This is a genomic window from Kitasatospora acidiphila, from assembly GCF_006636205.1.
In the GTDB taxonomy this organism is placed as follows: Bacteria; Actinomycetota; Actinomycetes; order Streptomycetales; family Streptomycetaceae; genus Kitasatospora; species Kitasatospora acidiphila.
In genome coordinates this window covers 7,886,034-7,909,942 of record NZ_VIGB01000003.1, presented here as the reverse complement: position 1 = coordinate 7,909,942, position 23,909 = coordinate 7,886,034, and the positions used below count along the sequence as shown (strand labels likewise).

Sequence of the window (23,909 nt, the reverse complement as noted above, 5' to 3'; positions counted from 1 at the left end):
CCGGCCCTGACTGAAATGCCAGTCGGCGTCAGCGCCTGGGGCCGGGTTGCCCAGCGGACGGTTCTCCTCATCCGTACCGCTCCACGACAGCCCTGACCTGCTCGGCGTAGTCGCCGGTCGGGCCGAAGTGGGCGAGCACGCACAGCAGTTCGCGCAGGTTCAGCAGGGCCATCCGCTCCTCCCAACCGTCGATGGGCGGTTGGACCTCGTGGTAGGCGTCGAAGAAGCGGCGGGGCACTCCCCCGGTGCAGTACGTCATGCTCAACTCGGCCTCGGCCCACATCCAGCAGACCGCGGGGTCGATGAAGACGGGCCGACCGGCGATGTCGGCGATCACGTTGGTCCGCCACAGATCGCCGTGGGTCAGTACGGCGGGGCCCGCCGGGACGAGTGTCGGAAGCCGGAGGCACAACCGTTCCAGGGCGGCCCGGTCGGACGCGTCCAACGCCAGCCGGACGCCGGGCTCGGCCAGGTAGCGGAGTATTCGGTGCTCGGCGAAGAAGCGGTGCCCGTCGGTGTCCCAGGTGTTCCGCTGGACCAGCCGCCCCAGCCACCCGTCCCGGTCCCAGCCGAACCGCGGCGAGCTGTGCGCGTGCAGGCCCGCGACCGCACGCCCGGCCTCCTCCCAGAAGCGGTCGGCGTCGGCCGGGAGTTCGGGATCGAGTGCCTCCAGGACCAGCGAGGTGCCGGTCACGGCGATCACCTCCGGGGTCCGGAGCCGGCCGACCTCCCGCAGGGCGGCCAGGCCTTCGGCCTCCGCCTGGAAGAGGCCGGGCGGCGACGTCCGGCCACCCTTCACCACCACCCGCCCGCCACCGGTCAGTTCCACCAGCCAGGCGCAGTTCGCCACGCCGCCGTGCAGCCGGGTCACACCGGCCGCCGTCAGGCCTGCCGGCAGCAGGTCCGCGCTCCAGTCGGCGTCGTGCTCGGGTGTCCACTGCTCTGGGATGTCCACGATGAATTCTGCCTCGCAGATTCTGAGCATGGAACCACCGAACTCGTTGACGCCGAACTCGCACGCCCCGAGCAGCGGCACCACTGGAGCGAGTGGCCTACAAGCGCACTGGGGCGGCGCGGTCCCTGGGGTGGTACGGCACCTTGCTGAACACCGAGTTGAGCCCCTCCGGCCCCCGCCTGGACTACCGGCTCGTCGGCTGCCAGTTGAACAGCCTTGCAGCAGATTCCCGCTGACGCTCAGCCAGCTTTCGGCCGACGGTGAGGACGACCATCCCGCACGCCCCGCCCAGAAGCGCACCCGCCAGCACGTCGCCCGGGTAGTGGACTCCCGTGTGCACCCGGGAGTACCCCACCGCGCCCGCCAGCAGCGCCAGCGGCGTCGCGGTGGCGGGCAGCACCGTCCCCACCACGGTCGCCAGCGCGAACGCCGAGGCCGTGTGCCCGGAGGGGAAGGACGCCGAGGTCGGCATCGGCACATGGCGGGCGATCGCCACCTTCGCTGCTTCCCGGTCCGGGCGCGGGCGGTGCACCAGCTCCTTGCCGATGATGTTGGCGGTGAAGGAGGCGAGCCCGACGGCCGCCGCACCCGCGAGCCCGGCGCGCCGGCACCGCCCCGGAACGAGCGTGAGTGCCGCCGCGATCGACAGGTTGATCTTCGAGTTGTCGGCGACGCCGGACAGCTTCCGCAGGCCCGAGTCGAGCGTGGGCGTCGGGGTCGCCGCGATCGCGGCGTAGATCGCACCGTCGAGCGCGGCGAGGTCGTTCAGCACGGTGTCGTTCACGGGCGGCTCTCCGTACGGGGGAAGGCGAGGCGTGCGATGTCGCGCCAGTCGACGCTGCGGGCGCGCTCCTGCCGGAGCGGGTCCGCGCCGGGGCGGTCGCGCGGGACGCGGACCCGCAGGGCGCGGCCGCCGAGCGAGCAGACGACCGGCGTCGGCATGACCAGTGCCTCGCCGTCGACGGCGACGGGGATCTCCGGGCGGTCCGCGTACACGGTGACCTGCCGCGCCGACAGCACCGCCAGGCCGGTGGCGCGGGCGCCGCGCAGCGCGAGCTCGGCGGCCTGGGCGGCGCCGTCGACGCGGATGCCGAGGACGCCCAGCACGCCGCTGTCCAGGCGGGGGCGGCGCCCGAGGTTGATCGGGTCGGGAGCGGCGTAGGGATTGTTGCTGACCAGCAGTGCCTGCGGCGCTTCGAGGCGCTGGTCGCCCACCTGGGCGGTCAGGTGCGGACCACCGGCGCCCAGCAGCAGGTCCGGCAAGGCGTCCAGTGCGGTGGCCGTCTTGGCGTCGCGGTACTGCGGGCTCTGCACGATCTGCGCGTAGGCACCGAAGGAGACCGTGTTGACGAAGGGCCGGTCCCCCACTTTCCCCAGGTCCACGGCGAGTTCGACGCCGTCGCGCAGCGCGTCCAGGCCGGTGGCGGGGTCGGCGCGGTCGAGGCCGAGGTCCGTGGCGAAGTGGTTGCGGGTGCCGGCGGAGATGACCAGGAACGGCAGGCCGTGTTCGGCGGCGACCGCCGCGACCAGGGCTTGGGTGCCGTCGCCGCCGGCGACGCCCAGCAGGTCGGCGCCCTCGGCGACGGCCTGGCGGGCGAGCCCGGCCACGTCCTGCTGCACGGAGGTGTCGAGCAGCACCACCCGGGCGCCCAGCTCCTCGGCGCGCCGCGCGAGTCGGAAGCGTTCCACCTTGCCGCCACCGGACTTCGGATTCATGATCAGCACCGGCCGCCGCGGCGGCGGGGCCTCCCGTTCGGGCATCGCTCCGTGCGGCCGGCTTGGCCGCAGCGCGGCACGGGCGCAGGCGAGCCCGGCGAACCAAAGGGCTACGGCGATCGCGGAGAGCAGCAACACCTGCTTGTGGAGCGCGAGCACGATGACGCCGGCGGGCGCGGCCACGGCCAGGAGCGCGCCGAGGACGCGCGGCATGCCGCGACGGGTGAGCGCCCACCACCCGCCGGCGGCCATGAGCACGAGCCCGGCGAGCTCGACGAGCAGCACCAGCAGCCCGTGCAGGCCGGTGAACGCGACCGCGACGACGGCCGCCGGCGCACACAGCAACGCGAGCCGCGCCAGGTTGCGGGGCTCGCGTTGGTCCACCACGTCCGTCACCGGCTCGCCCTCATCCGCTCGGCCCGTCCAGTGCGGTCACCGTAACCGGCGGGGCCGCTCAAGGCGCGCCGAGCGGGGCGGGCGGCGCCTGCGAGGCGCTACCCGGTGTTCGTCGTCAGAGCCGCTCCGGGACGGGGTTGCCGACGGCCTCGATGGCGCGGCGGACCGGCACCTTGGCCAGGACGGCGAAGCCGATGACGAAGAAGACCAGCAGCGAGATGATCGCCAACCGGTAGCTGCCGGTGGTCTGGTAGGCGAGCCCGAAGACCAGCGGGCCCATCCAGCTGGTGCCGCGGTCGCTGATCTTGTAGACGCTGAAGTACTCCGCCTCCCGGCCGGCCGGGATGAGGTGCGAGAAGAGCGAGCGGGAGAGCGCCTGGCTGCCACCCAGGACCAGGCCGATCATGGCGGCCAGGCCGAAGAACCAGACCGGCTTGTGGGCGGGCATCAGGTAGCCGAGCGCGAGGGTGGCCACCCAGGCGACCAGGGAGCCGAGGACGGTCCGCTTGGCGCCGTAGCGGCGGGCGATGCGCCCGAGCAGCAGCGCGCCGCCGATCGCCACGATCTGCACCAGCAGGACGGCGGCGACCAGCGACGTCTGGCCCATGCCGAGTTCCTCGCTGCCGAACAGCGAGGCCTGGGAGACGACGGTCTGGATGCCGTCGTTGTAGCAGAGGAAGGCCGCCAGGAAGAGCAGGGTCAGCGGGTACTGGCGCATGCCGCGCAGGGTGCGGGCGAGTTCGCGCAGGCTGCCGGCGGCGGGCTTGCCCGGCTCGGCGGGCCGGCGGGCGGCGACCGGGGTCGCCCCGGCGCGGGACGGCAGCCGGAACAGCGGCACCAGGGTGAACAGCGCCCACCAGAGCCCCGCCGAGGCGAGGCAGATCCGGACCGCCGTGCCGGAGGAGAGGCCGAGCGCGTCGTGCCCCTCGAACAGCGCCAGGTTGGCGATCAGCAGCAGCCCGCCGCCCGCGTAGCCGACCGCCCACCCCTTGGACGAGACCGTGTCACGTTCGTCGGCCGTCGCGAGCCCGGGCAGGAAGGCGTACGACAGCGCCACCGACACCGCGTAGGCGATGTTGGCGACCACCAGCAGCGCGCCGCCGAGCAGGTACCGGTTGCCATCGAGGAAGAACATCCCCATCGTGGCCAGCGCACCGATGTAGGCGAAGCCGCACATCAGCTCCTTGTGCCGCCCGGTCCGGTCGGCGACCGTACCGGTCAGCAGCATGACGGCGACCGAGACCAGCACCGAGAACGACACGGTGTACGGGAAGTACGAGCCGGCCCGGATGGACAGCCCCAGCGGGTGCACGTCGCCGTGGGCGTCCGCGGCGTTCTTGGCCACCGTGGTCAGGTACGGGCCGATGAAGACCGTGAGGACGGTGGCCGAGAACGCGGCGTTGGCCCAGTCGTTGACGTACCAGCCGAACCGCATCCGGCTCATCGCGCGGGCGTCGGCATCGGCGGCGGTCGACTGGTCGGCCGGGTCGGTAGCGGTGATCATGATCAGTCTTCTCCGGTGGTCGTTGCGCGGTCGCTGCCGGTCCAGTGGCCGCGCTCGGCAAGGACGTCGTGCAGGACGTCGATGCGGTCCGCCATGATGCCATCCACACCCATGTCGAGGAGAGCCCCGATCCGCACCGGGTCGTCCACGGTCCAGACATGGACCTGCAGGCCGAGCCGGTGCGCGGTGCGGATGAAGGAGCGGTCGACCACCCGGACGCCCCGGTGCCGCTCGGGCACCTGGGCGCAGATGCCCGGCCCGGGCGGGCGGCGACCGGGGACGAGCGGGCCGGCGAGCGAGCGCAGCCGCAGCCGCAGCACCTCGCGCGGGCCGAGCGAGGTGGCCAGCCGCGGGCCGGCGGCGGCGCGGACGGCGGCGAGGCGGGTGTCGGAGAAGCCCCCGACGCAGACGCGGTCCCAGGAGTCGGTCCGGCGGATCGCCTCGACCAGCGGCCGGACGGCGGGCGCCGCCTTGACGTCGATGTTGAAGCGCGCCTCGGGGAAGGCCGCCAGCAGCTCCTCCAGGAGCGGGATCGGCTCGGTGCCGCCGATGCGCGCCTCGCGGACGGTGCTCCAGGGCAGTTCGGCGACGGCGCCGCCACGGTCGGTGACCCGGTCGAGGCGGTGGTCGTGGAAGGCGAGCAGCACGCCGTCGGCGGTGGCGTGCACGTCCGTCTCCAGGTAGCGGTAGCCGAGGGCGACGGCCTGCTCGAAGGCGGCGAGCGAGTTCTCCGGCGCGCCGAGGGCACCGCCGCGGTGTGCGAAGGCGAGTGGGCCTGGATGGTCGAGGAAGGGGTGCATCGCGTTCTCCGGGAGGGCCTGCCGCGGGCGTCGCATGATCATCGCAGCATGTGTGGGGGTCATGGTGCCAGAAGGGGGCCCGGCCCGGAACACGGGGGTTACTCAGCAGTAGAGACGGCGGCGGCCGGGCATCGTGCCCGGCCGCCGCTCAGCCGTCCTCAGCCCACCGGAACGCGGTCCTGGACGCCGCCCATGGGGTGGGTCGCCCCGGTGGCGGCGAGGCGGACCGTGCTGCCGGCCTCCGGCGGGGCGGTGTCGGTGTAGGCGATCAGGCGCTCCGGCAGGCCGTGGTCCGGATCGGGGGCCAGCTCCACCCGGTGGTCGTGGCCCCGGAAGTGGCTGCGCAGCACCCGGGCGCGCACCGAGCCCTGCTCGTCGAGGCAGAGCTGGCGGGGCCGCAGCAGCACCTGGCCCGTCCCGGCCCCGGCGGCGGTCAGCGGCAGCCGGCCGAGCGCCGTGGCGGCACTGTCGCCGTCGAGTTCGGCGGTGACGATGTTCGCCTCCCCCAGGGTCCTGGCCACCTCGGCGTCGGCCGGGCGGTGGTAGAGCTCGTCCGGGGTGCCGGCCTGGGCGATCCGGCCGTCGCGCACCACGGCGATGACGTCGGCGAAGGACAGCGCCTCGTCCTGGTCGTGGGTCACCAGGATCGCGGTGGCGCCGGCCGCGCGCAGGGTGGCCGCGACCTCGGCGCGCAGGTCGGCGCGCAGCACCGCGTCCAGGGCGGCGAACGGCTCGTCCAGCAGCAGCAGCTCCGGGGCCGGGGCGAGGGCGCGGGCCAGCGCGACGCGCTGCTGCTGGCCGCCGGAGAGCTGGTGCGGGTGGCGCTTGCCGAGGCCGGGCAGGCCGACCAGCTCCAGCAGTTCCTCGACCCGCTCGCGGCGGCCGGCGCGCGGCAGCCCGAAGCCGATGTTGCCCGCCACGCTCAGGTGCGGGAAGAGCGCGCCGTCCTGCGGCATGTAGCCGATCCGGCGGCGCTCGGCGGGAACCCAGGTGCGGTCGTCGGCCAAGGTCCGGTCGCGCAGCGCCACGCGGCCGGTGCTGGGCCGGTGGAAGCCGGCGATCACGCGCAGCAGGGTGCTCTTGCCGCAGCCCGACGGGCCCAGCACGCAGGCGAGCGCACCGTCGGCCACCGTCAGGTCCAGTCCGGCCAGCACCTGGGAGCCGCCGTGGTCGGCGCGCAGACCGGTGATCGTCAGACCGCTCATCATGACTCCTTCGTGGCGCGCTTGATGCCGAGGGTGCGGCGGGTGAGCAGCAGGACCGGGGGGAGGGAGAGCAGGGTCATCACGGCCGCGTACGGTGCGGCGGCGCCGTAGGCCAGGCCGCTGGTGTAGACCCAGAACTGGGTGGCCAGGGTCTGCGTGCCGGTGGGGCGCAGCAGCAGCGTGGCGGTCAGCTCGGTGCTGGCGGTGAGCGCGACCATGGCGAAGGCCGCCCCGAGTCCGGGCAGGATCAGCGGCAGCGTGACCCGGCAGAGCAGCGCGGCCCCACTCCTGCCCAGGGACCGCGCCACCTCCTCGACGCCGGGCGGCACTTGGGCGAGGGCGGCACGGACGGCGGTCAGCGCCAGCGGGAAGAACAGCACCACGTAGCCGACGACCATCATGGCGGGCTGCTGGTAGAGCGGCTGGGCGTAGCGGATGGCGAAGAAGACCACGGCGAGGGCGACCGCGATGCCCGGCAGCGCCCGGGTCAGGAAGGCGGCGCGCTCCAGCAACCGGGACAGCCAGTTGCCGCGCCGCCAGGAGTAGAGCGCGACGGGCACCGCGCAGATGGTCGCGGCGGCGCCGGTGGTCAGCGCGTAGCCGAGCGTGGTCAGCGTCGAGTCCACGATCGAGGCGGACGGCAGCGTGGTCGAGGAGCCCTTGGCCAGCCAGTAGCCGAGTGCGTACACCGGCACCCCGACGGCCGTGCCGACGATCGCGGCCAGCCAGCCGAGGGCCGGCCAGCGCCAGCGGCCGAGCGGCAGCGGCGCCCCGCGGCGCCCGGTCGCGCCGCCGCGCACCACCCGGCCGCGCCGCCCGGTCCAGGCTTCCAGGCCTACCAGCAGCAGCGCCAGCGCGACCAGCACCAGGGTCAGCATCGCGGCGGACGCCGCGTCGAACCCGAGCCGGTACTCGGTGAAGATCGCGGTGGCGAAGGTGGTGTAGCGCATCATCGCGAACGCGCCGTACTCGCCGAGCAGGTAGAGCGAGACCAGCAGCGCGCCGCCGGCCAGCGCCGGCCTGGTGAGCGGCAGGGTGACCCGCCACAACGTGGTCAGGCGGCCGTGGCCGAGGCTGCGGGCGACCTCCTCGGCGGCCGGGTCGCCGCCGCGCAGGGCGGCGGCGACCGGCAGGAAGACCAGCGGGTAGAGCGAGGAGGTCATCACCAGTACCGCGCCCCAGTAGCCGCGCACTTCGGAGAAGAGCGAGACCCAGGAGTAGCCGCGCACGAACTCCGGCACGGCGAGCGGCATCGTCAGCAGCACTGTCCAAGTGCGGCGCAGCGGCAGTTCGGCACGCTCCACCAGCCAGGCCGCGGTGAAGCCGAGCACCGCGGTGCCCACGGTGACGGCCGCGACCAGGGAGACGGTGTGCTGCAGCAGGGTGGCGACCAGCGGGCGGGCGAGGAGGCGCCCGACTTCGGCCCAGCCGGACTCCCCGGCCTTGAGCGCCAGGAACACCAGCGGCGAGGCCACCACCAGCACCACCGCGACCGCCAGCAGGGGCAGTAGCGGACCGGCGCCGCGCCACCGCAACCAGGCCGGCAGCGCGGCACGGCCGCCGGGTGGCACCACCGCCCCCGTTCGCTGCTGCACCTCAGCAGACACCAGGACCTCCGTCACCGATCATGAAGCCGTTCATGAAGCCGTTCATCATGAAGCGGGCTGCCTCGAGGTGTCCTTGTGGGGTGTCACCCGAACCGCAGCTCGACAAGCAAAGCCTTACCTTACTTGCAGTGGGACCCGCATCAATACCGCGGGCGGGGACGGAGAAGGCAAAAAGAAGGCACGGCCCTGAGTCGTTGAAGAGTGGGGGGTCCTCAACGGCTCAGGGCCGTGCCGGCTCATGCCGTGACGGGTTGGCTCGTGCTGTGGCGGGCCGGCTCAGTGGGCCCGCTGGGGCCCGTGAGCACACGTCGGTTCTGAAGATGTCGAGCAGTGTGCGGCGTTGAGCCCCGGTGCCCCAGAGTCCAACGAAATCACACGTAGCCTAATCATTCGTCTGGACATGCTCAAGAGTCGCTTGATCATCCGCACAGGGGCGCAGGGGACGGCTCCGCCTCGGGCGCCCGTCCGGCCTCGGGCGCCCCTCAGACCTCAGGCGCCCCGTCAGGACGGGGTCAGTCGCTGAAGAAGGCCAGCCGGATCCCGAACGCCACCACGACGGTGCCGGTGATCCGGTCCAGCAGCCGACGCGCCTGCGGCCTGCTGAGCCAGCCGCGCAGCGCCCGCGCACCGCCGATCAGCACGGTCGACCAGAGCAGGCCGAGCAGCGCGTGGATCGAGGCGAGCAGCAGGCCCATGGCGAAGTGGTCGACCCCCCGGGGCATGAACTGCGGCAGCACGGCGACGTAGAAGGCGCCCACCTTCGGATTGAGCAGGTTGGTGAGGGCGCCCTGCCGCCAGCCCGCGAGCAGCGAGTCCGAGGCGACCGGGAGCAGCGGTTCGTCCGCCGCCGGCTCGGCGCTGCCGCGGCGCGCGTCGCGGATCATCCGCAGGCCCATCCACACCAGGTACAGCGCGCCGGCCCAGCGCAGCACCTGGTAGGCGAGGTGAGAGGCCGTCAGCAGGGCGGTTACACCCGCCGAAGTGAGGGCGCCCCAGATCATGACGCCGGTCTGGATGCCGAGGACCACGCCCCAGGCGCGGGTGCGGCGACCGGTGACGGCGGTGCGCAGGACCAGCGCGGTGTCGATGCCGGGCGTGATGGTGAGGACCGCGACGAAAAGGACAAACGACCATACTGCGGTACTGATAGCCATGGATCCGAGCGTATCCGGGCCTCCTCGTAAAACCGTATCCAGGGTCGTTACGCCGAACACGGAACAGTATTCCGAGGCCTAATCAGTGAATGGCTACGCGCGTCAAGTTGATCAGCCGAAAGCCTCTGAGCTGCGCAGACACCTTCCTGAGAATTTCCTGTCCTTAATCCGTTGACCGCCGTTAATCAACTCTGCTTTGCTACGCACCAGCAAGCGGCGAGCGTGACGGACGGTCAATTCCGTGCGTCCTCGCACACCTCGACGCGTTCGTAGGAATTGCCGCAGGCCACCTTTCCCCACAAGGACTCACCCGTGTCCCCAAAAGCGCGGGTGGTCGGTACGAGAGAGGCACCCACACATGGGTCACGCCCCCACGTCTAGCCGCAAGCACGCGGCGCTCGGTGGCATAGCCGCCCTGGCGCTCGCTGCTGCCGGTATGACCATGGCCGCCCCGGCGCAGGCGGCCACGACCGCCGCTCCGTCCGTCTCGGGCACGGCGCACCACCACGCCGCGACCGTCAGCGGCGCCGGCATCAACAACGAGTTCAACCCGTACAGCACCACGCTGTCCAAGAGCACCATGCCGGGCATCCAGGCGTACGAGGCCAAGCGGCGGAACACCCTCGCCAACCAGCTGCAGGCTGCCGCGACCGGCGCGGAGACCCTCTCCTACGGCGGCGGTGTCGACGGCATCGGCGTTCAGAGCGGCCACTCCAAGGTCTACCTGGTCTTCTACGGCAACCAGTGGGGCACCCAGAGCACGGACGCCAACGGCAACGCCAAGTTCTCCGGTGACTCGGCGGGCGCGGCCGGCGCCACCCAGCAGATGTTCAAGGGCATCGGCACCAACGGCGAGACCTGGTCCGCCGACCTGACCCAGTGGTGCGACGGCCCGAACGTGGCCTCCGGCGCCACCAGCTGCCCGTCGAACGCCAACTTCATCCCGTACCAGGCCGGCGGTGTCCTCTCCGGCGTCTGGTACGACAACGCGGCCGCTTCCCCGGCCCAGGCGACCGGCAACCAGCTGGCCCAGGAGGCCGTCAAGGCCGCCGGCCACTTCAGCAACACCACCGCCGCGGCCAACCGCGACGCGTACTACATCGTCCTGTCGCCCCACGGCACCAACCCGGACGACTACCAGAACCCGAGCACGGGTTACTGCGCCTGGCACGACTGGAACGGCGACACCACCCTGACCGGTGGCGCCGCCTCCTCGCCGTACGGTGACATCGCGTTCTCGAACCAGCCGTACAACATCGACGCGGGCCAGAACTGCGGCGTCGGCTTCGTCAACTCGCCCGGCACCCTCGACGGTTACACCATGACCCTCGGCCACGAGTGGCACGAGATGATGTCGGACCAGAACCCGGCGGGTGGCTGGACCAACCACACCGGTGACGCCACCTACAACGGCCAGGAGAACTCCGACGAGTGCGCCTGGCTGAAGCCCGGCACCACCGGCGGCGCGGCCAACGTCTCGTTCGGTTCCTTCGGCTCCTTCGCCGAGCAGGCCAGCTGGTCGAACGACACCAACTCCTGCGCCATCACCCACGCCATCCTGACCCACGGCGGCGGCACCGGTGGCAACACCGTGACCGTGACCAGCCCGGGCACCCAGAACGGCACCGTCGGCACCGCCGTCTCGCTGCAGGTCAACGCCTCTGACTCGGCCTCGGGCCAGACCCTGACCTACTCGGCCACCGGCCTGCCGGCCGGCCTGTCGATCAGCTCCTCGGGCCTGATCACCGGCACCCCGACCGCCGCGGGCAGCAGCACCGTCACGGTCACCGCCAAGGACAGCACCGGCGCCACCGGCTCCGCCACCTTCACCTTCACCGTCGCCACCAGCGGCGGCGGCACCGGCTGCACCACCCCGGGCCAGCTGATCGGCAACGGCGGCTTCGAGTCCGGCACCTCGCCGTGGACCGCCTCCTCCGGCGTCATCACCAACAGCACCGGTGAGGCCGCCCACGGCGGCAGCTACTACGCCTGGCTGGACGGCTACGGCACCACCCACACCGACACCCTGTCGCAGCAGGTGACCATCCCGGCCAACTGCAAGGGCGCCTTCACCTTCTACCTGCACATCGACACCGCCGAGACCGGCACCACCGCGTACGACACCCTGAAGCTGACCGCCAACGGCACCCAGCTGAAGACCTGGTCGAACGTGAACGCCGCCTCCGGCTACACCCAGCAGAGCGTCGACCTGTCCGCCTACGCCGGCCAGACCGTCACCCTGCAGTTCACCGGCACCGAGGACTCCAGCAACCAGACCAGCTTCGTCATCGACGACGCCGCTCTGAACGTCGGCTGAGACCGCAGCCCCTGAACGCCACCGCACCGGGGTGGGCCCCTGAGCCCGCCCCGGTGCGGTGGGCTTTTTCCGTCCCGCGTCACTCCTGGCGTGCCTGGCGCCGCTGTTCGCGCTCCTCCAGCCAGCGGTCCATCTCCGCTTCCCACCGCGCCGCGTTGCTGCCGTCCTGGTACCCCGCGAAGGCCCGGTGCGCGGCCTCCACCAACTCGGGCGTGACGTCCGGGTAGGCCATCATGATGGCCCAGAGCGCGTCATCGGTGTCCGAGTCCAGACCGTTGCAGCTCCGCACCCCGCCACCGGCCAGCACCGAGGCCAGCATGCTGTCGAAGTTCTCGCGGAGTTGCTCCCAGCTGGGCCGTCCGGCTCGCATGATGGTCCCCCTTGGACTATTGGCTACCCCCATCGTGGTGGACGCCTGCCCCGGCCGGCCAGTTCCGGCGCCCGACTGCCGGACCCCGGCTCACCGAGGCCCGGCTGATCCCCGCCTGCTCCCCCGCGCTCCGTGCCGGCCCCACCGCCGCCCCGCTCACCTGATCGCGCGTCCTCGGTGAGCACGCCCTGACCCGCTGTGGTCTGATGCCACAGGGGCGACGGAACGGGGCGCTCTCGGAGGTCGTCCGCGAGGAAAGGGTGTGCCGGTGGCCGCACAACTGCGCCGGGTCGGGCTTGAACTGGAGTTCCCGGTGGTCGAGCTCGGCACCGGCCGGGGCCTGGATCGCGCCGGGGCGCAGCGGCTGTGGCACGCCCTGGCCGGTCGCGATCCGTCCTGGTCGCTGGTCCAGGAGAGCATCACCGGCGTGGTCACGGGGGTGCGGCGGCAGACGGGCGGTTTCGACGAGCGGCTGAACACCGACACCGGCGTCTGCACGGTCGAGCTCTCGCTGGCGCCCCAGCGCACGGTCGGCGCGGCGGTCGACGCGGCGGACGAGGTGCTGCGCGCCCTTCAGGAGCTGCTGGTGCCGATGGGGTGCACCGTGCTGTGTGCCGGGATCCAGCCCCGCACCTGGGCCGATCCGGCGCGCAAGTCGCAGAAGGACTGGTACCTGCTGCTGGCCCGCCGCTGGCATCTGCACCACTGGATGGTGCCGCTCGCCTCGCACCAGGCGGCGGTGGACGTCACGCCCGACGAGGCGGTGCGCGCCGTCAACGTGCTCAGCGGCTTCGCCGGGGTCTTCGCCGCGCTGACCGCCTGCTCCCCGGTGGCCCGCGGCCGGGAGCAGGCGTGGAAGGAGATGCGCAACTGGGTGTGGTACGAGCGCTCCACCCGGGTGCCGCCCGCCGAGGCGGCCTACACCTCCAACAGCATGCCCACCGAGCCGTTCTCCGACATGGGCGCCTATCTGGAGCACCATTGGGCCTCCCGGGTCTGGTTCCTCACCAATCTGAAGAGCGGCGGCTGCGAGGTGCTCGGCGGCCGGTCGTTCAAGGACTTCCTGCTGGCCCGCGAACCGGTGCCGGCCCGGCGGATCGACGGCACGCCGGTACTGGCCACCGCCGACCGCGAGATGCTCGACCGGATCCACCAATACGGCTGGCCGGCCGCGAAGTTGCACTACACCTTCGACTCCCGCGCCGACCTCGACGGAGTCCGGCACGCCCTCGAGCACGGCCGGCTCGGCGACTGGTTCGAGGAGCACGCCGTCAACTGCTATGTGGAGAACCGCTCTTGCGGGGTGGCACCGCAGGGCGAGGAGGGCGTGGCGGCCGCGCTGACCCTGGGCATCGTGGAGCGGCTGGACGAGGCGGAGTCGCTGCTGAAGGAGCTGAGCTGGCCCCAGTGGCGCAAGCTGTGGCTGCGGGCCAGCACCCACGGGCTGGCGGCCGAGGACGAGCGGTCGATCGCGGCGATCCGCGCCCTGCTGGACATCGCGGAGCGCGGACTGCGATCCCGGGGCGAAGGCGAAGAGGTCTTTCTCGCGCCGCTGTTCGCACGGTTGGAGCGGCGCGAGACCCCGGCCGACCGGATGATCGCCGCGTTCCGGGCCGGCGGCCTGCGCCGGCTGCTCGACGACTTCGGCCGGACGCCCTGAGCCCGAGTCCCCTGACCCACCATCACCCGTCATCGAGGGAGCCACCCATGAACCAGAGCGCCGCCCGGACGCCCGGGCCAGCCGACCTGATGGACCGGGTCACGCACACCGCCCTCGATGCGCTGGCCGCCTCGGACCCGGCCATCCTGAAGCTCGCCGAGCGCGAACTCGCCCGGCAGCGCAGCCATCTGAACCTGGTGGCCGCGTCCAGCCCCACCTCCCCCGAGGTGCTGGTCACCCAGGCGCTGGGCTTGAGCGCGCTGACCGCCGAGGGCTACCCGGGGCGCCGCTACCATCCGGGCACCGAGGTGATCGACGAGGTCGAGCAGCTCGCGGTGGAGCGGGCCTGCGCGCTGTACGGCGCCGACCATGCGAACGTGCAGCCGCTGTCGGCCTCGATGGCCAATCTGGCGCTGCTCTTCGGCATCCTCCGTCCCGGCGACGCGGTGCTGTCCATGGAGTTGTCGCACGGCGGACACCTGTCGCACGCGTCCCGCCCGGCGAGCTCCTCCAAGCATCTGACGGCCGACTACTACCAGCTCGGGCCGGACGGCACGCTCGATCTGGACCGGGTCAGGGAGCAGGTGCTGGCGCTGCGGCCCAAGGTGCTGATCTGCGGCGGCTCGGCCTATCCGCGCACCATCGACTTCGCCGCGCTGCGCGCCATCGCCGACGAGGTCGACGCCCTGGTGCTGGGCGACATCAGCCACATCAGCGGCCTGGTGGCGGCCGGTCGCCACCCGTCGCCGTTCCCGCACTGCGACATCGTCACCACCTCCACCTACAAGCAGCTGCGCGGGCCGCACGGCGGGCTGATCCTGCGGGCACCGGGCTCGCGCCTGTCGGCCGCGAAGCTCGACAAGTTCGTCTTCCCGGGGTTCCAGGGCACCCCCGACTTCGGCATGATCGCCGCCAAGGCCGTCGCTCTGGGCGCCGCCCAGCGGCCCGAGTTCGGCGCCGCGATGGACAGGGTGCTGCGGTTCGCCAAGCTGTTCGCCGAGGCCTTCCTGGACCGCGGCGTCCGGCTGGTGGGCGGCGGCACGGACACCCACATGGTGCTGGTCGACCTGAGCGGCGGCGCCGCGACCGGCCAGACGGTCAGCACGGCGCTGGAGCGGGTCGGCATTCTCGCCAACAAGAACCTGATCCCGGGCGACCCCCGCTCGGCCCAGGAGACCAGCGGGCTGCGGATCGGCACCAACCATCTGGCCTTCCTGCACATCGGCGACCGCGAGGTGGGGGAACTCGCCGCCGACATCGCCGAGTTGGTGGCCTGCCTGACCAAGGGCACCGCGGCCGAGCAGTGCCCCAGCTGGCCGCGCCTCACCGAGCACGCCAGTGCCCTGATCGGCGCGGTCAGGCAGGCCACTCCCATCTGATGAACAGTCAGCTTCAGCCCAGGTCGAAGGTGTTGGGCAGTCCCAGTCGGTAGCGGGCCTCGTCGACCAGTTTGAGGGGCTCCAACTCGGGTGCCCGGTAGAGCAGGTGGACCGGGCACCGCCCGGCGGCCGAACCATCAGCGTCCAGCAGGGCGTTGACGGCCCGCCGGGCGGACTCGTTGGCACCCTCCATGGTTGCCAGGTCGACATCGGTGCGGACGTAGTCGCCGGCCAGGAAGAAGTTGGGCACGGCGGTGGCCGCCGAGGGCCGGTTGTAGAGGGTGCCCGCGGGGTGGATCAGCAGCTGCTCCCGGTTGCTCGGGTCGGGTCCGCCGATGCCCTGGACCGCCGGATCCATGAACCACGCCTTGACGTCGGCGTCTTCCAGCTGTGCCTGGCCGGGGACGTTGTACGCCTGCTGCAGCTGGGCCCAGACCTCCTGGCGTACCTGGTCCCGGGTGCACTCCTTGGCAGTCTTCCCGAACAGCATGCCCGGTTCGTTCCACTCGGAGACGCAGACCGAGAGGCAGTCTTTGACCGTGCCGTCGCCGTAGTCGGCGGCGAAGTCCCGGTTCCAGAACTGCGCCTGGTTGATGGTGGTCAGCGCCCACGGCGAGTCCAGCGCTATGCCGTGGCCGTGCACCAGCGGGATCGGGCTGCGCAGGTAGAACTGCACGCCGGTCATCCAGTCCGTGCGGATCGCGTCGCAGCGGGCGAGCCCAGGATCGGCGGCGCGCAGCTGCGGGCCCCAGGTGGGCCGGGCGTGCTCCACCGGCAGTGCGGAGACGTAGTAGTCGGCGGTGACCGTTTCGGGCGCGCCGCCGCCGGCCGGGGCGACCCGGACCCCGGTGATCCGGCCGTCGCCGTAGAGCACCTCCCGCACCTCGGTCGCCGTCCGGAAGGTGACGCCCAGCGCGGTGAGGTGCGCGACCCAGGGGTCGATCCAGGCTTCGCTGGTGGGCGCGTTGAGCACCCGGTCGGGCTGGCCGTCGACGCCCCGGCCGAGCAGCCCGTTGAGCAGCCAGGCCTCGACGATGGTGCGGGCCACCGTCCGGGTGCTGGCCTGCTCCGCCTTGGTGGCCACCAGCGCCCGGGTCAACCCCACGCCCAGGAACCGCTGGTAGTCGTGCGACATCCGGTCGGCCCGGATGAAGTCCCACCACGGCACCCGCTCCCACTGCTGGTCGCGGCGCAGGTCGCAGCTGGTCAGGTGGACCAGCACCCGGTCGGCGAAGTAGGCGACCTCGTCGGCGGGCAGGTGCAGCACCTCGTCCAGCAGGCCGCTCAGGATCCGGCGCAGCGAGTCCGGGCTGAGATCGCCGGGGTCCAGCGGGGTGGTGAGGATCTGGAACGGCAGCAGCACGCCGGGGCGCGGTGCGGTGTGGGCGAGCAGCTCCTGGGTGGGGTTGCGCAGATTGTCGTGCACGCCACCGGGGTTGCCGGGGACGGGGATGCGACGCAGGGTGTCCGGCAGGTTCTGGTAGAAGCCGGGGAAGAACCGGAAGCCGTGCTCGCCGGGCAGCGGTTTGCGGCCGCCGGCGGCGGTGCCCGGCACGTCCATGCTGCGGGCCTTGCCGCCGAGTGCCGTGTAGTACTCGTAGACGGTCACCTGGTAGCCGCGTTCGGCCAGTTCTTGTGCCGCGGTCAGTCCGGAGACTCCGCCGCCGAGGACGGCGACCTGCTTGCCGGCCTTGCCGGTGCGGGTCCTGACGGTGCCGGCGGCCGCCGCGGGGGCGGCGGTGCCGAGGGCCAGTGCACCGCCCAGCACGGCGGCGCGGGACAGGAACTGGCGGCGGGTCCCGCCGGTTGCGGTGGTGGGTTCCATGACTTCTGTCCTGTCAGGCCCCGTTGGCAACCTGAAGGGCCGCTTCGCAGCCGGAGGCGATGGCTCCGGAGATCCAGGCGTGGTAGCGGGGTTGGCACTGGTCGCCGGCGAAGTAGAGCGCGTTGCCCACCGGTTCGGCCACGTGCGGCCCCAGCGACAGGAGCTGGCCCGGGGTCTCGATGACGGCTTCGCCCAGCGCCCAGCGGTTGCGCAGCCAGGACTGCGAGACCGCCCGGTCGGTGGCGTAGCGGCGGATCCGCTCGCCGTAGAGGCTCACCAGGTGGTCCAGCACCTCGCGGTGCCGGTCCTGGGGGGTCAGCGAGTCGTACCGCAGGGCGTCCGCGGACCAGTTGTAGGCGGCCAGGACCACGCCGCCGGGGGCCCCGCCGGGGCTGGGGTGGGAGGGGAAGTAGACGAACCGGTCGGCCTCGTCGGAGATGCAGCCGCCGCCGACCGCGGGCACGGCCGGGCCGTGCGGCGCGGTCCGGTAGTCGCTGCCGAGCTTGTCGCGCCAGGTGGCCTCGTCCCACTCCCACCAGCGCTCGGTGAACTCGATCAGCACCTTGTGGGCGGTGTCATGGGTGAGTTCGTTGATCGCCCGGCGCTTGCCGTAGGGCAGCAGCGGCGCGAACTGGACGTGCCGCAGCGCGGCGTACGGCATGGCGAGCACCACCGCGTCGGCCTCGTAGCGGAATTGGGATCCGCCGATCTCGCCATTGCAGGCTTCGTCCTCGGGGCCGCTCTCGGGTTCGGCGATCACCGTGACCTTGCCGCCGCTGCTCTCCACCCGGATCACGGCTCGGTCCTGCTCGATCGGAAGTCCCTTGGCCAGCGCGGTGGTCAGCGCGTCGGTGCCGTCGCTGAACTCGAAGTAGGTGACGCTGGGGTTGATGTCGGTGGCGTCGAAGACGGAGTGCAGGAAGCCGTAGGAGAGCCGGCTGGTGAGGTTCTCCAGGGTGCCGACCGCCTGGATCTGCGGGGTGTCCCAGCCGGCGATGTCGACCAGGTACTGCAGCAGCGAGTAGTTGTCGAGGTCGTACAGCAGTTGGGCCATGCCGGTGAGCCGGTCGCCGATCGGCTTGTCGGTCCAGGAGCCGTCCGGGTTGCGGATCTGGGTGTAGGAGCGGGCGTGTGCCAGGGCGTCGTTGAAGGCCGCGGTGGTGGTCTGGTTGCTGTCCCAGCCGAAGGTCTTGTTGACGGGCCCGGGGTTCTTCGCGTAGTCGGCCTTGCTGACCACCTGGCCGTTGACGTTGATCAGGCGGGTGCCCAGGCCGGACGGCGCGGTGTAGGGCGGCTCGGTGCCGGTGCTGAAGATCTCGCCGTTCCAGGAGCCGTAGGTGACCTTGCTGTCGCCGGAGGTCCGGTCGGGGCTCGGGGGCACGTCGACCAGGTGGAACGGCCGGCGGGGGACGCCGAGGGTGTCGCCGAGCGTCAACGTCAGCACATGGCTGGAGGGGATCCGCATGGCACCGGCCTCGGCCTGGTGGCGGCCGTCCTGGAAGACGTCGCCGCGGAAGGTCTTGATCCGGCCGCCGACCCGGCTGCGGTTGGCCTCCAGCACCCGCACCCGGTGCCCGGCCGCGAGCAGCAGCCGGGCGCAGACCATGCCCGCCACGCCCGCGCCGACCACCACCACATCGCGGGCCGGGCCGCCGCGCACCTTCTCCTGACCGGTCAGCAGTTTCAGGTAGCGCATCGTCAGGTCGTTCTGCTGGTCGTCCGCCAGCAGGATCCGATGGGCCATCAACTCGGCTGCGGCGCGCCGCTGGTCGCTTTCCGCGCGCCGCCCGGCAGCGCCGGCCGCCGGTGACCCGGGGGCCGGTCCGGGGTCGGCGGCGGCGACAGGGTCGGCGGCGGCGGCCGGTGCCGCGGCGGTGGCGAGGGCGGCGGTCGATGCGGTGACAAATCCACGTCGTGAGATCACCCTCGACAGCATGGCCGCGCCCGCCGCCAGGCGGGTCCCGGTCCGGATCGCGTCAGGAGCAAACTCACCAGGACGAGTGAATCTGACGGGAACATGTCATCGAAATCCGGATAACCGTACTACTGCGCCTCAAGCTCAATACCGGCGTGCGCCTCGGCGAGCAGCAGATAGCCCTCTGCATTGGCCTTGATGCCGAGCTGCTCGGCCTCGGTGAGCGGACGCCGGACCTTGGCGGGCACCCCGGCCACCAGCGACCCCGGCGGGATCTCGCTGCCCTGCGTCACCACGGCACCCGCCGCGATCAGCGAACCGGCACCGATCCGGGCACCGTTGAGCACCCGGGCGCCCATCCCCACCAGGCAGTCGTCCTCGACCAGGCAGCCGTGCAGCACGGCGTTGTGGCCCACCGTCACCCGGGCGCCGACCTCGACCGGGAAGCCGGGGTCGGCATGCACCGTGGAGTTGTCCTGGATGTTGGAGTCGGCACCGATCGCTATCGCCTCGGCGTCGCCGCGCAGCACCGCCTGGTACCAGACGCTCACCCGCGGGCCCAGCCGGACCGAGCCGACCACCACCGCGGTCGGAGCCACGAACGCACTCGGGTCCACCTCGGGCTCGCGCCCGCCCACACCGGTGATCAGTGCCTGCGCCATCCTGACGACCCCTTCCGCTGCCACTACTCATTGGTAGGCCCACCCTAGCCAACGACCCTCCCGCAGCAGCGCCGACAGTTGCGGCCGATCCACTGGAAGACGCTCCGCGCGCTGATGTGACCGGCGCCACAGCAGCTGCGAAACTCTTACCTGTTGACGCCACTAACTGGGCGTTTCGCCCCTGATTTCGGAGGTCAGGTTCCGCGCCAGGTGGGGGTGGCTTCGCCGGTGAGGCGGCGGGTCATCAGGTTGATCATCGCGACGTGAATCATGGCTTCGGAGCGGGCCGGGAGGGCTTCGTAGTCGCGGACCAGGCGCCGGTGGTTCATGAGCCAGCCCAGGGTTCGTTCGACGACCCAGCGGCGAGGTTGGACGACGAATCCCCTGGTGGCGGGGTCGCGTTGGACGATCTCGACGTCGATTCCAAGGGTGGCGCCGTGCTCGACGACGGCGTTCTTGTAGCCCATGTCGGCCCAGGCCTTGCGGAGCGTGGGATGGTCGGAGGCGACCTGGGTCAGCAGTTGCCGGCCGGAGGTGCCGTCCTGGACGCTCGCGGCGGTGACCAGCACCGCAAGGAGCAGGCCGATTGTGTCGGTGATGATGCTGCGCTTGCGTCCGGTGATCTTTTTGGCGGCGTCGATGCCCTGAGTTGTGGCGGGGACGTTGGTGGAGGTCTTGACGCTCTGGGAGTCCACGATGCAGGCCGTCGGCTCGGGGTTGCGACCCTCGGCCGTGCGAACGAGACGCCGTAGGAGGCCGTTTAGCTGGGCGAACACGCCGTCCTTCTGCCAGCGGGCGAAGTAGGCGTACACGGTCTGGTGGGGTGGGTAGTCGTGTGGGAGGTAGCGCCAGGGGATGCCGGTCCGATCGACGTAGAGGATCGCGTCCAGCAGGTCGCGCAGGTCGTGTTCGGGCGGGCGGCCGAAGGCGAGGGCGCGTGCGGTGCGGGCCTGGCGCCAGGCGGTCAGGGTGGGTTCGATCAGGGCCCAGCGGGCATCGGATAGGTCGCTCGGATACGGTCGACGAGCCGTCATGATGTATGCGTACTGCTGAACTTCCCGTCTGCCCAGGGGATTCGACGTTGGGCGGACGAATGCGGCTCAGGTCTACTCCTTGGGATGAGACAGGAGAAAGTACGCACTCCCGGCGTCACTTCGTAGACAGGCGACCCTGCTGCCACTTCGTGCACTACGGTCACCGCGGGCGGAGCGGACACACAGCCGGAGAATCATCACCAAGCAATGCACTCAGGGGCGAAACGCCCAGTAAGCAAGCGCTTAGTAAGTTGGAAGCCCACGAGCTAAGCAAGCGCTTAGTACGTACGCGCGAGGGGAAGAACATGCCCGAAGCTGTCACCGCCGTGGACGCCGTGGTCTTCGACTACGGCGGCGTCCTCACCGGCCCGGTCAGCCACTCGATCGCGGCGTGGCTGGAGGCCGACGGCATCGAGCCGGCCTCGTTCTCCCGCGCGCTCAAGGCCTGGCTGTCCCGCGACGCCGAGAGCGGCACCCCCATCCACCGGTTGGAGACCGGCGAGTTGGCGGTCGAGGAGTTCAACGCGCTGTTCGCCGCCGAGCTGAGCACGGTCGACGGCCGGCCGGTCGACCCGGTCGGCGTGCTGGACCGGCTGTTCGCCGGGATGCGCCCCGACCCCGCGATGTTCGCGCTGGCGGGCGAGTTGCGCGAGCACGGGATCAGGGTGGCCCTGCTCTCCAACAGCTGGGGCAACACCTACCCGCGCGAGCGGATCGACGCGCTCTTCGATCCCGTGGTGGTCTCCGGCGAAGTGGGCCTGCGCAAGCCGCTCGCCCCGATCTACCGGCACACCCTGGCCCGACTCGGCCTCCCGGCCGACCGGGTGCTGTTCATCGACGACGCCGAGCCGAACGTGCTCGGCGCCCGCGCGGTCGGCATGCGGGCGCTGCTCCACACCGACCCCGACACCACCCGCGCCGCACTCGCCGACCTGGTCCCCGGCCTGTCCCGCCGGCCCTGACCTCAAGTCTCCGCAATCACAGAGGAGTTACCCCCATGAAAGGCTGCCATGGCTGACGAGACCACGCAGCGCGCGGAACTGCGGCGCCGGGTCGCCGACTTCCTTGCCGCGCACGACCCGGCCGCCACCGAGCGGTCGGCGTTCCTGCAGGCCCGCTACGACGCCGGGCTGGCCTGGGTGTACTTCCCGCCGGGCCACGGCGGGTCGGGGCTGCCGCGGGCTCTCCAGGCCGAGGTGGACCGGCTCTTCGCCGAGGCCGGGGCACCCGACAACAAGCCGGAGTCCAACGGCATCGGGCTGGGCATGGCCGCGCCGACCATCCTGCGGTTCGGCACCGAGGAGCAGAAGGAGCGCTTCCTGCGGCCGCTGTGGACCGGCGAGGAGGTGTGGTGCCAGCTCTTCAGCGAGCCGGGCGCCGGCTCCGACCTGGCGGCGGTGGCCACCCGCGCGGTCCGGGACGGCGACAGCTGGGTGGTCAACGGCCAGAAGGTGTGGACCTCGGGAGCGCACAACGCCGCGTTCGCGATCCTGGTCGCCCGCACCGACCCGGACCTGCCCAAGCACCAGGGCATCACCTACTTCCTGTGCCCGATGACCGACCCGGGCGTGGACGTCCGCCCACTGCGGCAGATCACCGGCGAGGCCGAGTTCAACGAGGTCTTCCTCACCGACGTGCGGATCCCCGACACCCAGCGGCTCGGGGCCGAGGGCGAGGGCTGGAAGGTCTCCAACGCCACCCTCAACAACGAGCGGGTGTCGATCGGCGGCGGCGCCGTGGCGCGCGAGAGCGGCATGGTGGGCGTGGTCTCCCGCACCTGGCGCGAGCATCCCGAGCTGCGCACCCCCGAGCTGCACGACCGGCTGCTGCGGCTGTGGGTGGACGCCGAGGTGGCCCGCGTCACCGGCCGGCGGCTGCGGCAGAAGCTGGCGCTCGGCCAGCCGGGCCCGGAGGGCTCGGCGGCGAAGCTGACCTTCGCCCGGCTCGCCCAGCAACTCTCCGGCCTGGAGCTCGAACTGCTCGGCGAGGCGGGCCTGCGCTACTCCGACTGGACGATGGTCCGCCCGGACAAGGTCGACTTCACCGGCCGGGACGCCGGCTACCGCTATCTGCGGGCCAAGGGCAACTCCATCGAGGGCGGCACCTCGGAGATCCTGCGGAACATCATCGCCGAGCGGGTGCTCGGCCTCCCCGCCGAGCCGCGGGTCGACAAGGACATCCCCTGGAAGGAGCTCCGGAAGTGAGCGACCTCAACCTGCTCACCACCGACGTCGAGGCCGACCTGCGCTCCGTCGTGCGCGACCTGCTGGCCGACCGGTGCGACCCGGCGGCGGTGACGGCGCTCTACGACGGCGACCGCTCGATCGTCGCCGAGCTGTGGAAGGTACTGGCCGCCGACCTCGGCCTGGCCGGTCTGCTGGTGCCCGAGGAGCGCGGGGGCGACGGCGCGACGGCCGTCGAGGCCGCCGCCGTCCTGGAGGAGCTCGGCCGCGCGGTGGCCCCGGTGCCGTTCCTCACCAGCGCGGTGGTGGCGACCACCGTCCTGCTGGACTCCGACAGCGAGTTGCTGGCCGCGCTCGCCGCCAACGAGCGGACCGCCGCGCTGGTGGTGCCGCTGTCGGCGGCGCCGCACGGTGCGCTGCCCGCGCTGCGGGTCGACGCGGACGGCCGGCTGACCGGCACGGTGACCAGCGTGGCCGGGGCCCTGGAGGCCGATGTGCTGCTGGTCCCGGCCGCCGCCGGCGACGGCCTCGCGGTGTACGCCGTGGCCGCGGCGGACGCCGTCGTCGCCCCGGTGGTGTCCCTCGACATGACCCGGCAGTTGGCCGACGTCACGCTCGCCGGCGCGACCGGCGAGCTGGTGCTCGCGGACGGCGAGGGCGCCGTCCGGCGGGCGCTCGCCGCCGGGGCCGCACTGCTGGCCGCCGAGCAGGTCGGTGTCGCGCGGTGGTGCCTGCAGACCACGATCGACTACCTGAAGGAGCGTCGGCAGTTCGGGCGGGCCGTCGGCGGCTTCCAGGCCCTCAAGCACCGGCTGGCCGATCTCTTCGCGGACGTGGAGTCGGCCGACGCCGCCGCCCGCTACGCCGCCGTCACCCTGGCGGCCGGCGACCCGGACGCGGAGATCGCCGCCGCCGTGGCGCAGGCCTACTGCGGCGACGTCGCGGTGAAGGCGGCCGAGGAGGCGGTCCAGTTGCACGCCGGCATCGGCATGACCTGGGAGCACCCGCTCCACCTGTATCTGAAGCGCGCCAAGGCCGACCAGATCGCGCTGGGCACCCCGGGGGCGCACCGGGCCCGGCTGGCCGACCTGATCGACCTCCCGGCCGCGGCTTCCTGAACTCATGGTCGGGCAACTACCGCAGTAGCACAGGCAGTTCCAGCAGCCCCCGGTGCCGGGGTTGTACTGCCACTCCAACTCCTCGGCCGGCAGCGCCAGTCGCAGCTTC

19 protein-coding genes are annotated in these 23,909 nt (G+C 72.1%); 6 read left to right on the top strand and 13 right to left on the bottom strand.

The window, feature by feature from the left end:
* Positions 1-67: 67 nt before the first annotated feature.
* The 8 genes from E6W39_RS37320 to E6W39_RS37285 form a co-directional block, all read right to left on the bottom strand.
* The gene (locus E6W39_RS37320; RefSeq protein ID WP_141637227.1) at positions 68-985 is read right to left on the bottom strand and encodes a fructosamine kinase family protein; all 918 of its coding nucleotides are present in this window, start codon (positions 983-985) and stop codon (positions 68-70) included.
* Positions 986-1,139: 154 nt separating this feature from the next.
* The gene (locus E6W39_RS37315; RefSeq protein ID WP_228718571.1) at positions 1,140-1,739 is read right to left on the bottom strand and encodes a phosphatase PAP2 family protein; all 600 of its coding nucleotides are present in this window, start codon (positions 1,737-1,739) and stop codon (positions 1,140-1,142) included.
* Positions 1,736-3,067, bottom strand: a complete 1,332-nt coding sequence (locus E6W39_RS37310) for a diacylglycerol/lipid kinase family protein (RefSeq protein ID WP_141637226.1) — start codon at positions 3,065-3,067, stop codon at positions 1,736-1,738. Before E6W39_RS37310 ends, E6W39_RS37315 begins: the two co-directional genes overlap by 4 nt.
* A gap of 115 nt (positions 3,068-3,182) precedes the next feature.
* A complete protein-coding gene (locus E6W39_RS37305) occupies positions 3,183-4,571 on the bottom strand; it encodes an MFS transporter (protein ID WP_141637225.1) in 1,389 nt (462 codons plus the stop codon).
* A gap of 2 nt (positions 4,572-4,573) precedes the next feature.
* Complete coding sequence (locus tag E6W39_RS37300) at positions 4,574-5,413, bottom strand: glycerophosphodiester phosphodiesterase (RefSeq protein ID WP_407658573.1); 840 nt, start codon at positions 5,411-5,413, stop codon at positions 4,574-4,576.
* Positions 5,414-5,529: 116 nt separating this feature from the next.
* The gene (locus tag E6W39_RS37295) at positions 5,530-6,576 is read right to left on the bottom strand and encodes an ABC transporter ATP-binding protein (protein ID WP_141637223.1); all 1,047 of its coding nucleotides are present in this window, start codon (positions 6,574-6,576) and stop codon (positions 5,530-5,532) included.
* The gene (locus tag E6W39_RS37290) at positions 6,576-8,183 is read right to left on the bottom strand and encodes an ABC transporter permease (RefSeq protein ID WP_220140323.1); all 1,608 of its coding nucleotides are present in this window, start codon (positions 8,181-8,183) and stop codon (positions 6,576-6,578) included. The genes E6W39_RS37295 and E6W39_RS37290 overlap by 1 nt, the downstream gene beginning before the upstream one ends.
* A 512-nt stretch (positions 8,184-8,695) precedes the next feature.
* Complete coding sequence (locus E6W39_RS37285; RefSeq protein WP_141637222.1) at positions 8,696-9,337, bottom strand: LysE family translocator; 642 nt, start codon at positions 9,335-9,337, stop codon at positions 8,696-8,698.
* A gap of 436 nt (positions 9,338-9,773) precedes the next feature.
* Here E6W39_RS37285 and E6W39_RS42375 point away from each other — a divergent pair, with 436 nt between their 5' ends.
* Positions 9,774-11,654: a putative Ig domain-containing protein gene (locus E6W39_RS42375; protein WP_141637221.1), complete on the top strand. Its 1,881-nt coding sequence runs from the start codon at positions 9,774-9,776 to the stop codon at positions 11,652-11,654.
* 79 nt (positions 11,655-11,733) lie between these two features.
* Here the strand turns inward: E6W39_RS42375 and E6W39_RS37275 are convergent, their stop codons facing one another.
* Positions 11,734-12,024, bottom strand: a complete 291-nt coding sequence (locus E6W39_RS37275) for a hypothetical protein (protein WP_181799626.1) — start codon at positions 12,022-12,024, stop codon at positions 11,734-11,736.
* Between the two features lie 268 nt (positions 12,025-12,292).
* Between E6W39_RS37275 and E6W39_RS37270 the strand changes: the two genes are divergently transcribed.
* On the top strand, positions 12,293-13,684 hold the full coding sequence (locus tag E6W39_RS37270; protein WP_141637220.1) for a glutamate-cysteine ligase family protein: 1,392 nt from the start codon (positions 12,293-12,295) through the stop codon (positions 13,682-13,684).
* A 47-nt stretch (positions 13,685-13,731) separates the two neighbouring features.
* Complete coding sequence (locus E6W39_RS37265) at positions 13,732-15,063, top strand: serine hydroxymethyltransferase (RefSeq protein WP_141637219.1); 1,332 nt, start codon at positions 13,732-13,734, stop codon at positions 15,061-15,063.
* Between the two features lie 13 nt (positions 15,064-15,076).
* Here E6W39_RS37265 and E6W39_RS37260 read toward each other — a convergent pair whose 3' ends face one another.
* The 4 genes from E6W39_RS37260 to E6W39_RS37245 all read right to left on the bottom strand — a co-directional run bounded on the left by E6W39_RS37260 (position 15,077) and on the right by E6W39_RS37245 (position 20,499).
* On the bottom strand, positions 15,077-16,888 hold the full coding sequence (locus E6W39_RS37260; RefSeq protein WP_141637218.1) for a hydroxysqualene dehydroxylase: 1,812 nt from the start codon (positions 16,886-16,888) through the stop codon (positions 15,077-15,079).
* A gap of 13 nt (positions 16,889-16,901) precedes the next feature.
* Complete coding sequence (locus tag E6W39_RS37255) at positions 16,902-18,812, bottom strand: flavin monoamine oxidase family protein (RefSeq protein WP_141637217.1); 1,911 nt, start codon at positions 18,810-18,812, stop codon at positions 16,902-16,904.
* A gap of 119 nt (positions 18,813-18,931) precedes the next feature.
* The gene (locus E6W39_RS37250) at positions 18,932-19,465 is read right to left on the bottom strand and encodes a gamma carbonic anhydrase family protein (protein ID WP_141637216.1); all 534 of its coding nucleotides are present in this window, start codon (positions 19,463-19,465) and stop codon (positions 18,932-18,934) included.
* Between the two features lie 194 nt (positions 19,466-19,659).
* Positions 19,660-20,499 carry an IS5 family transposase gene (locus E6W39_RS37245; protein ID WP_181799581.1) on the bottom strand — a complete coding sequence of 280 codons (840 nt, stop codon included), beginning with the start codon at positions 20,497-20,499 and terminating at the stop codon, positions 19,660-19,662.
* Positions 20,500-20,804: 305 nt separating this feature from the next.
* On the opposite strand from E6W39_RS37245, the gene E6W39_RS37240 reads away from it, so the two are divergent.
* The 3 genes from E6W39_RS37240 to E6W39_RS37230 are packed head-to-tail and all read left to right on the top strand — an operon-like array spanning position 20,805 to position 23,800.
* Positions 20,805-21,461 carry an HAD family hydrolase gene (locus E6W39_RS37240; RefSeq protein WP_141637215.1) on the top strand — a complete coding sequence of 219 codons (657 nt, stop codon included), beginning with the start codon at positions 20,805-20,807 and terminating at the stop codon, positions 21,459-21,461.
* A 48-nt stretch (positions 21,462-21,509) separates the two neighbouring features.
* Positions 21,510-22,703, top strand: coding sequence for an acyl-CoA dehydrogenase family protein (locus E6W39_RS37235; RefSeq protein ID WP_141637214.1), 1,194 nt, complete (start codon positions 21,510-21,512; stop codon positions 22,701-22,703).
* Positions 22,700-23,800: an acyl-CoA dehydrogenase family protein gene (locus E6W39_RS37230; RefSeq protein WP_141637213.1), complete on the top strand. Its 1,101-nt coding sequence runs from the start codon at positions 22,700-22,702 to the stop codon at positions 23,798-23,800. The genes E6W39_RS37235 and E6W39_RS37230 overlap by 4 nt, the downstream gene beginning before the upstream one ends.
* Positions 23,801-23,909 lie beyond the last annotated feature (109 nt).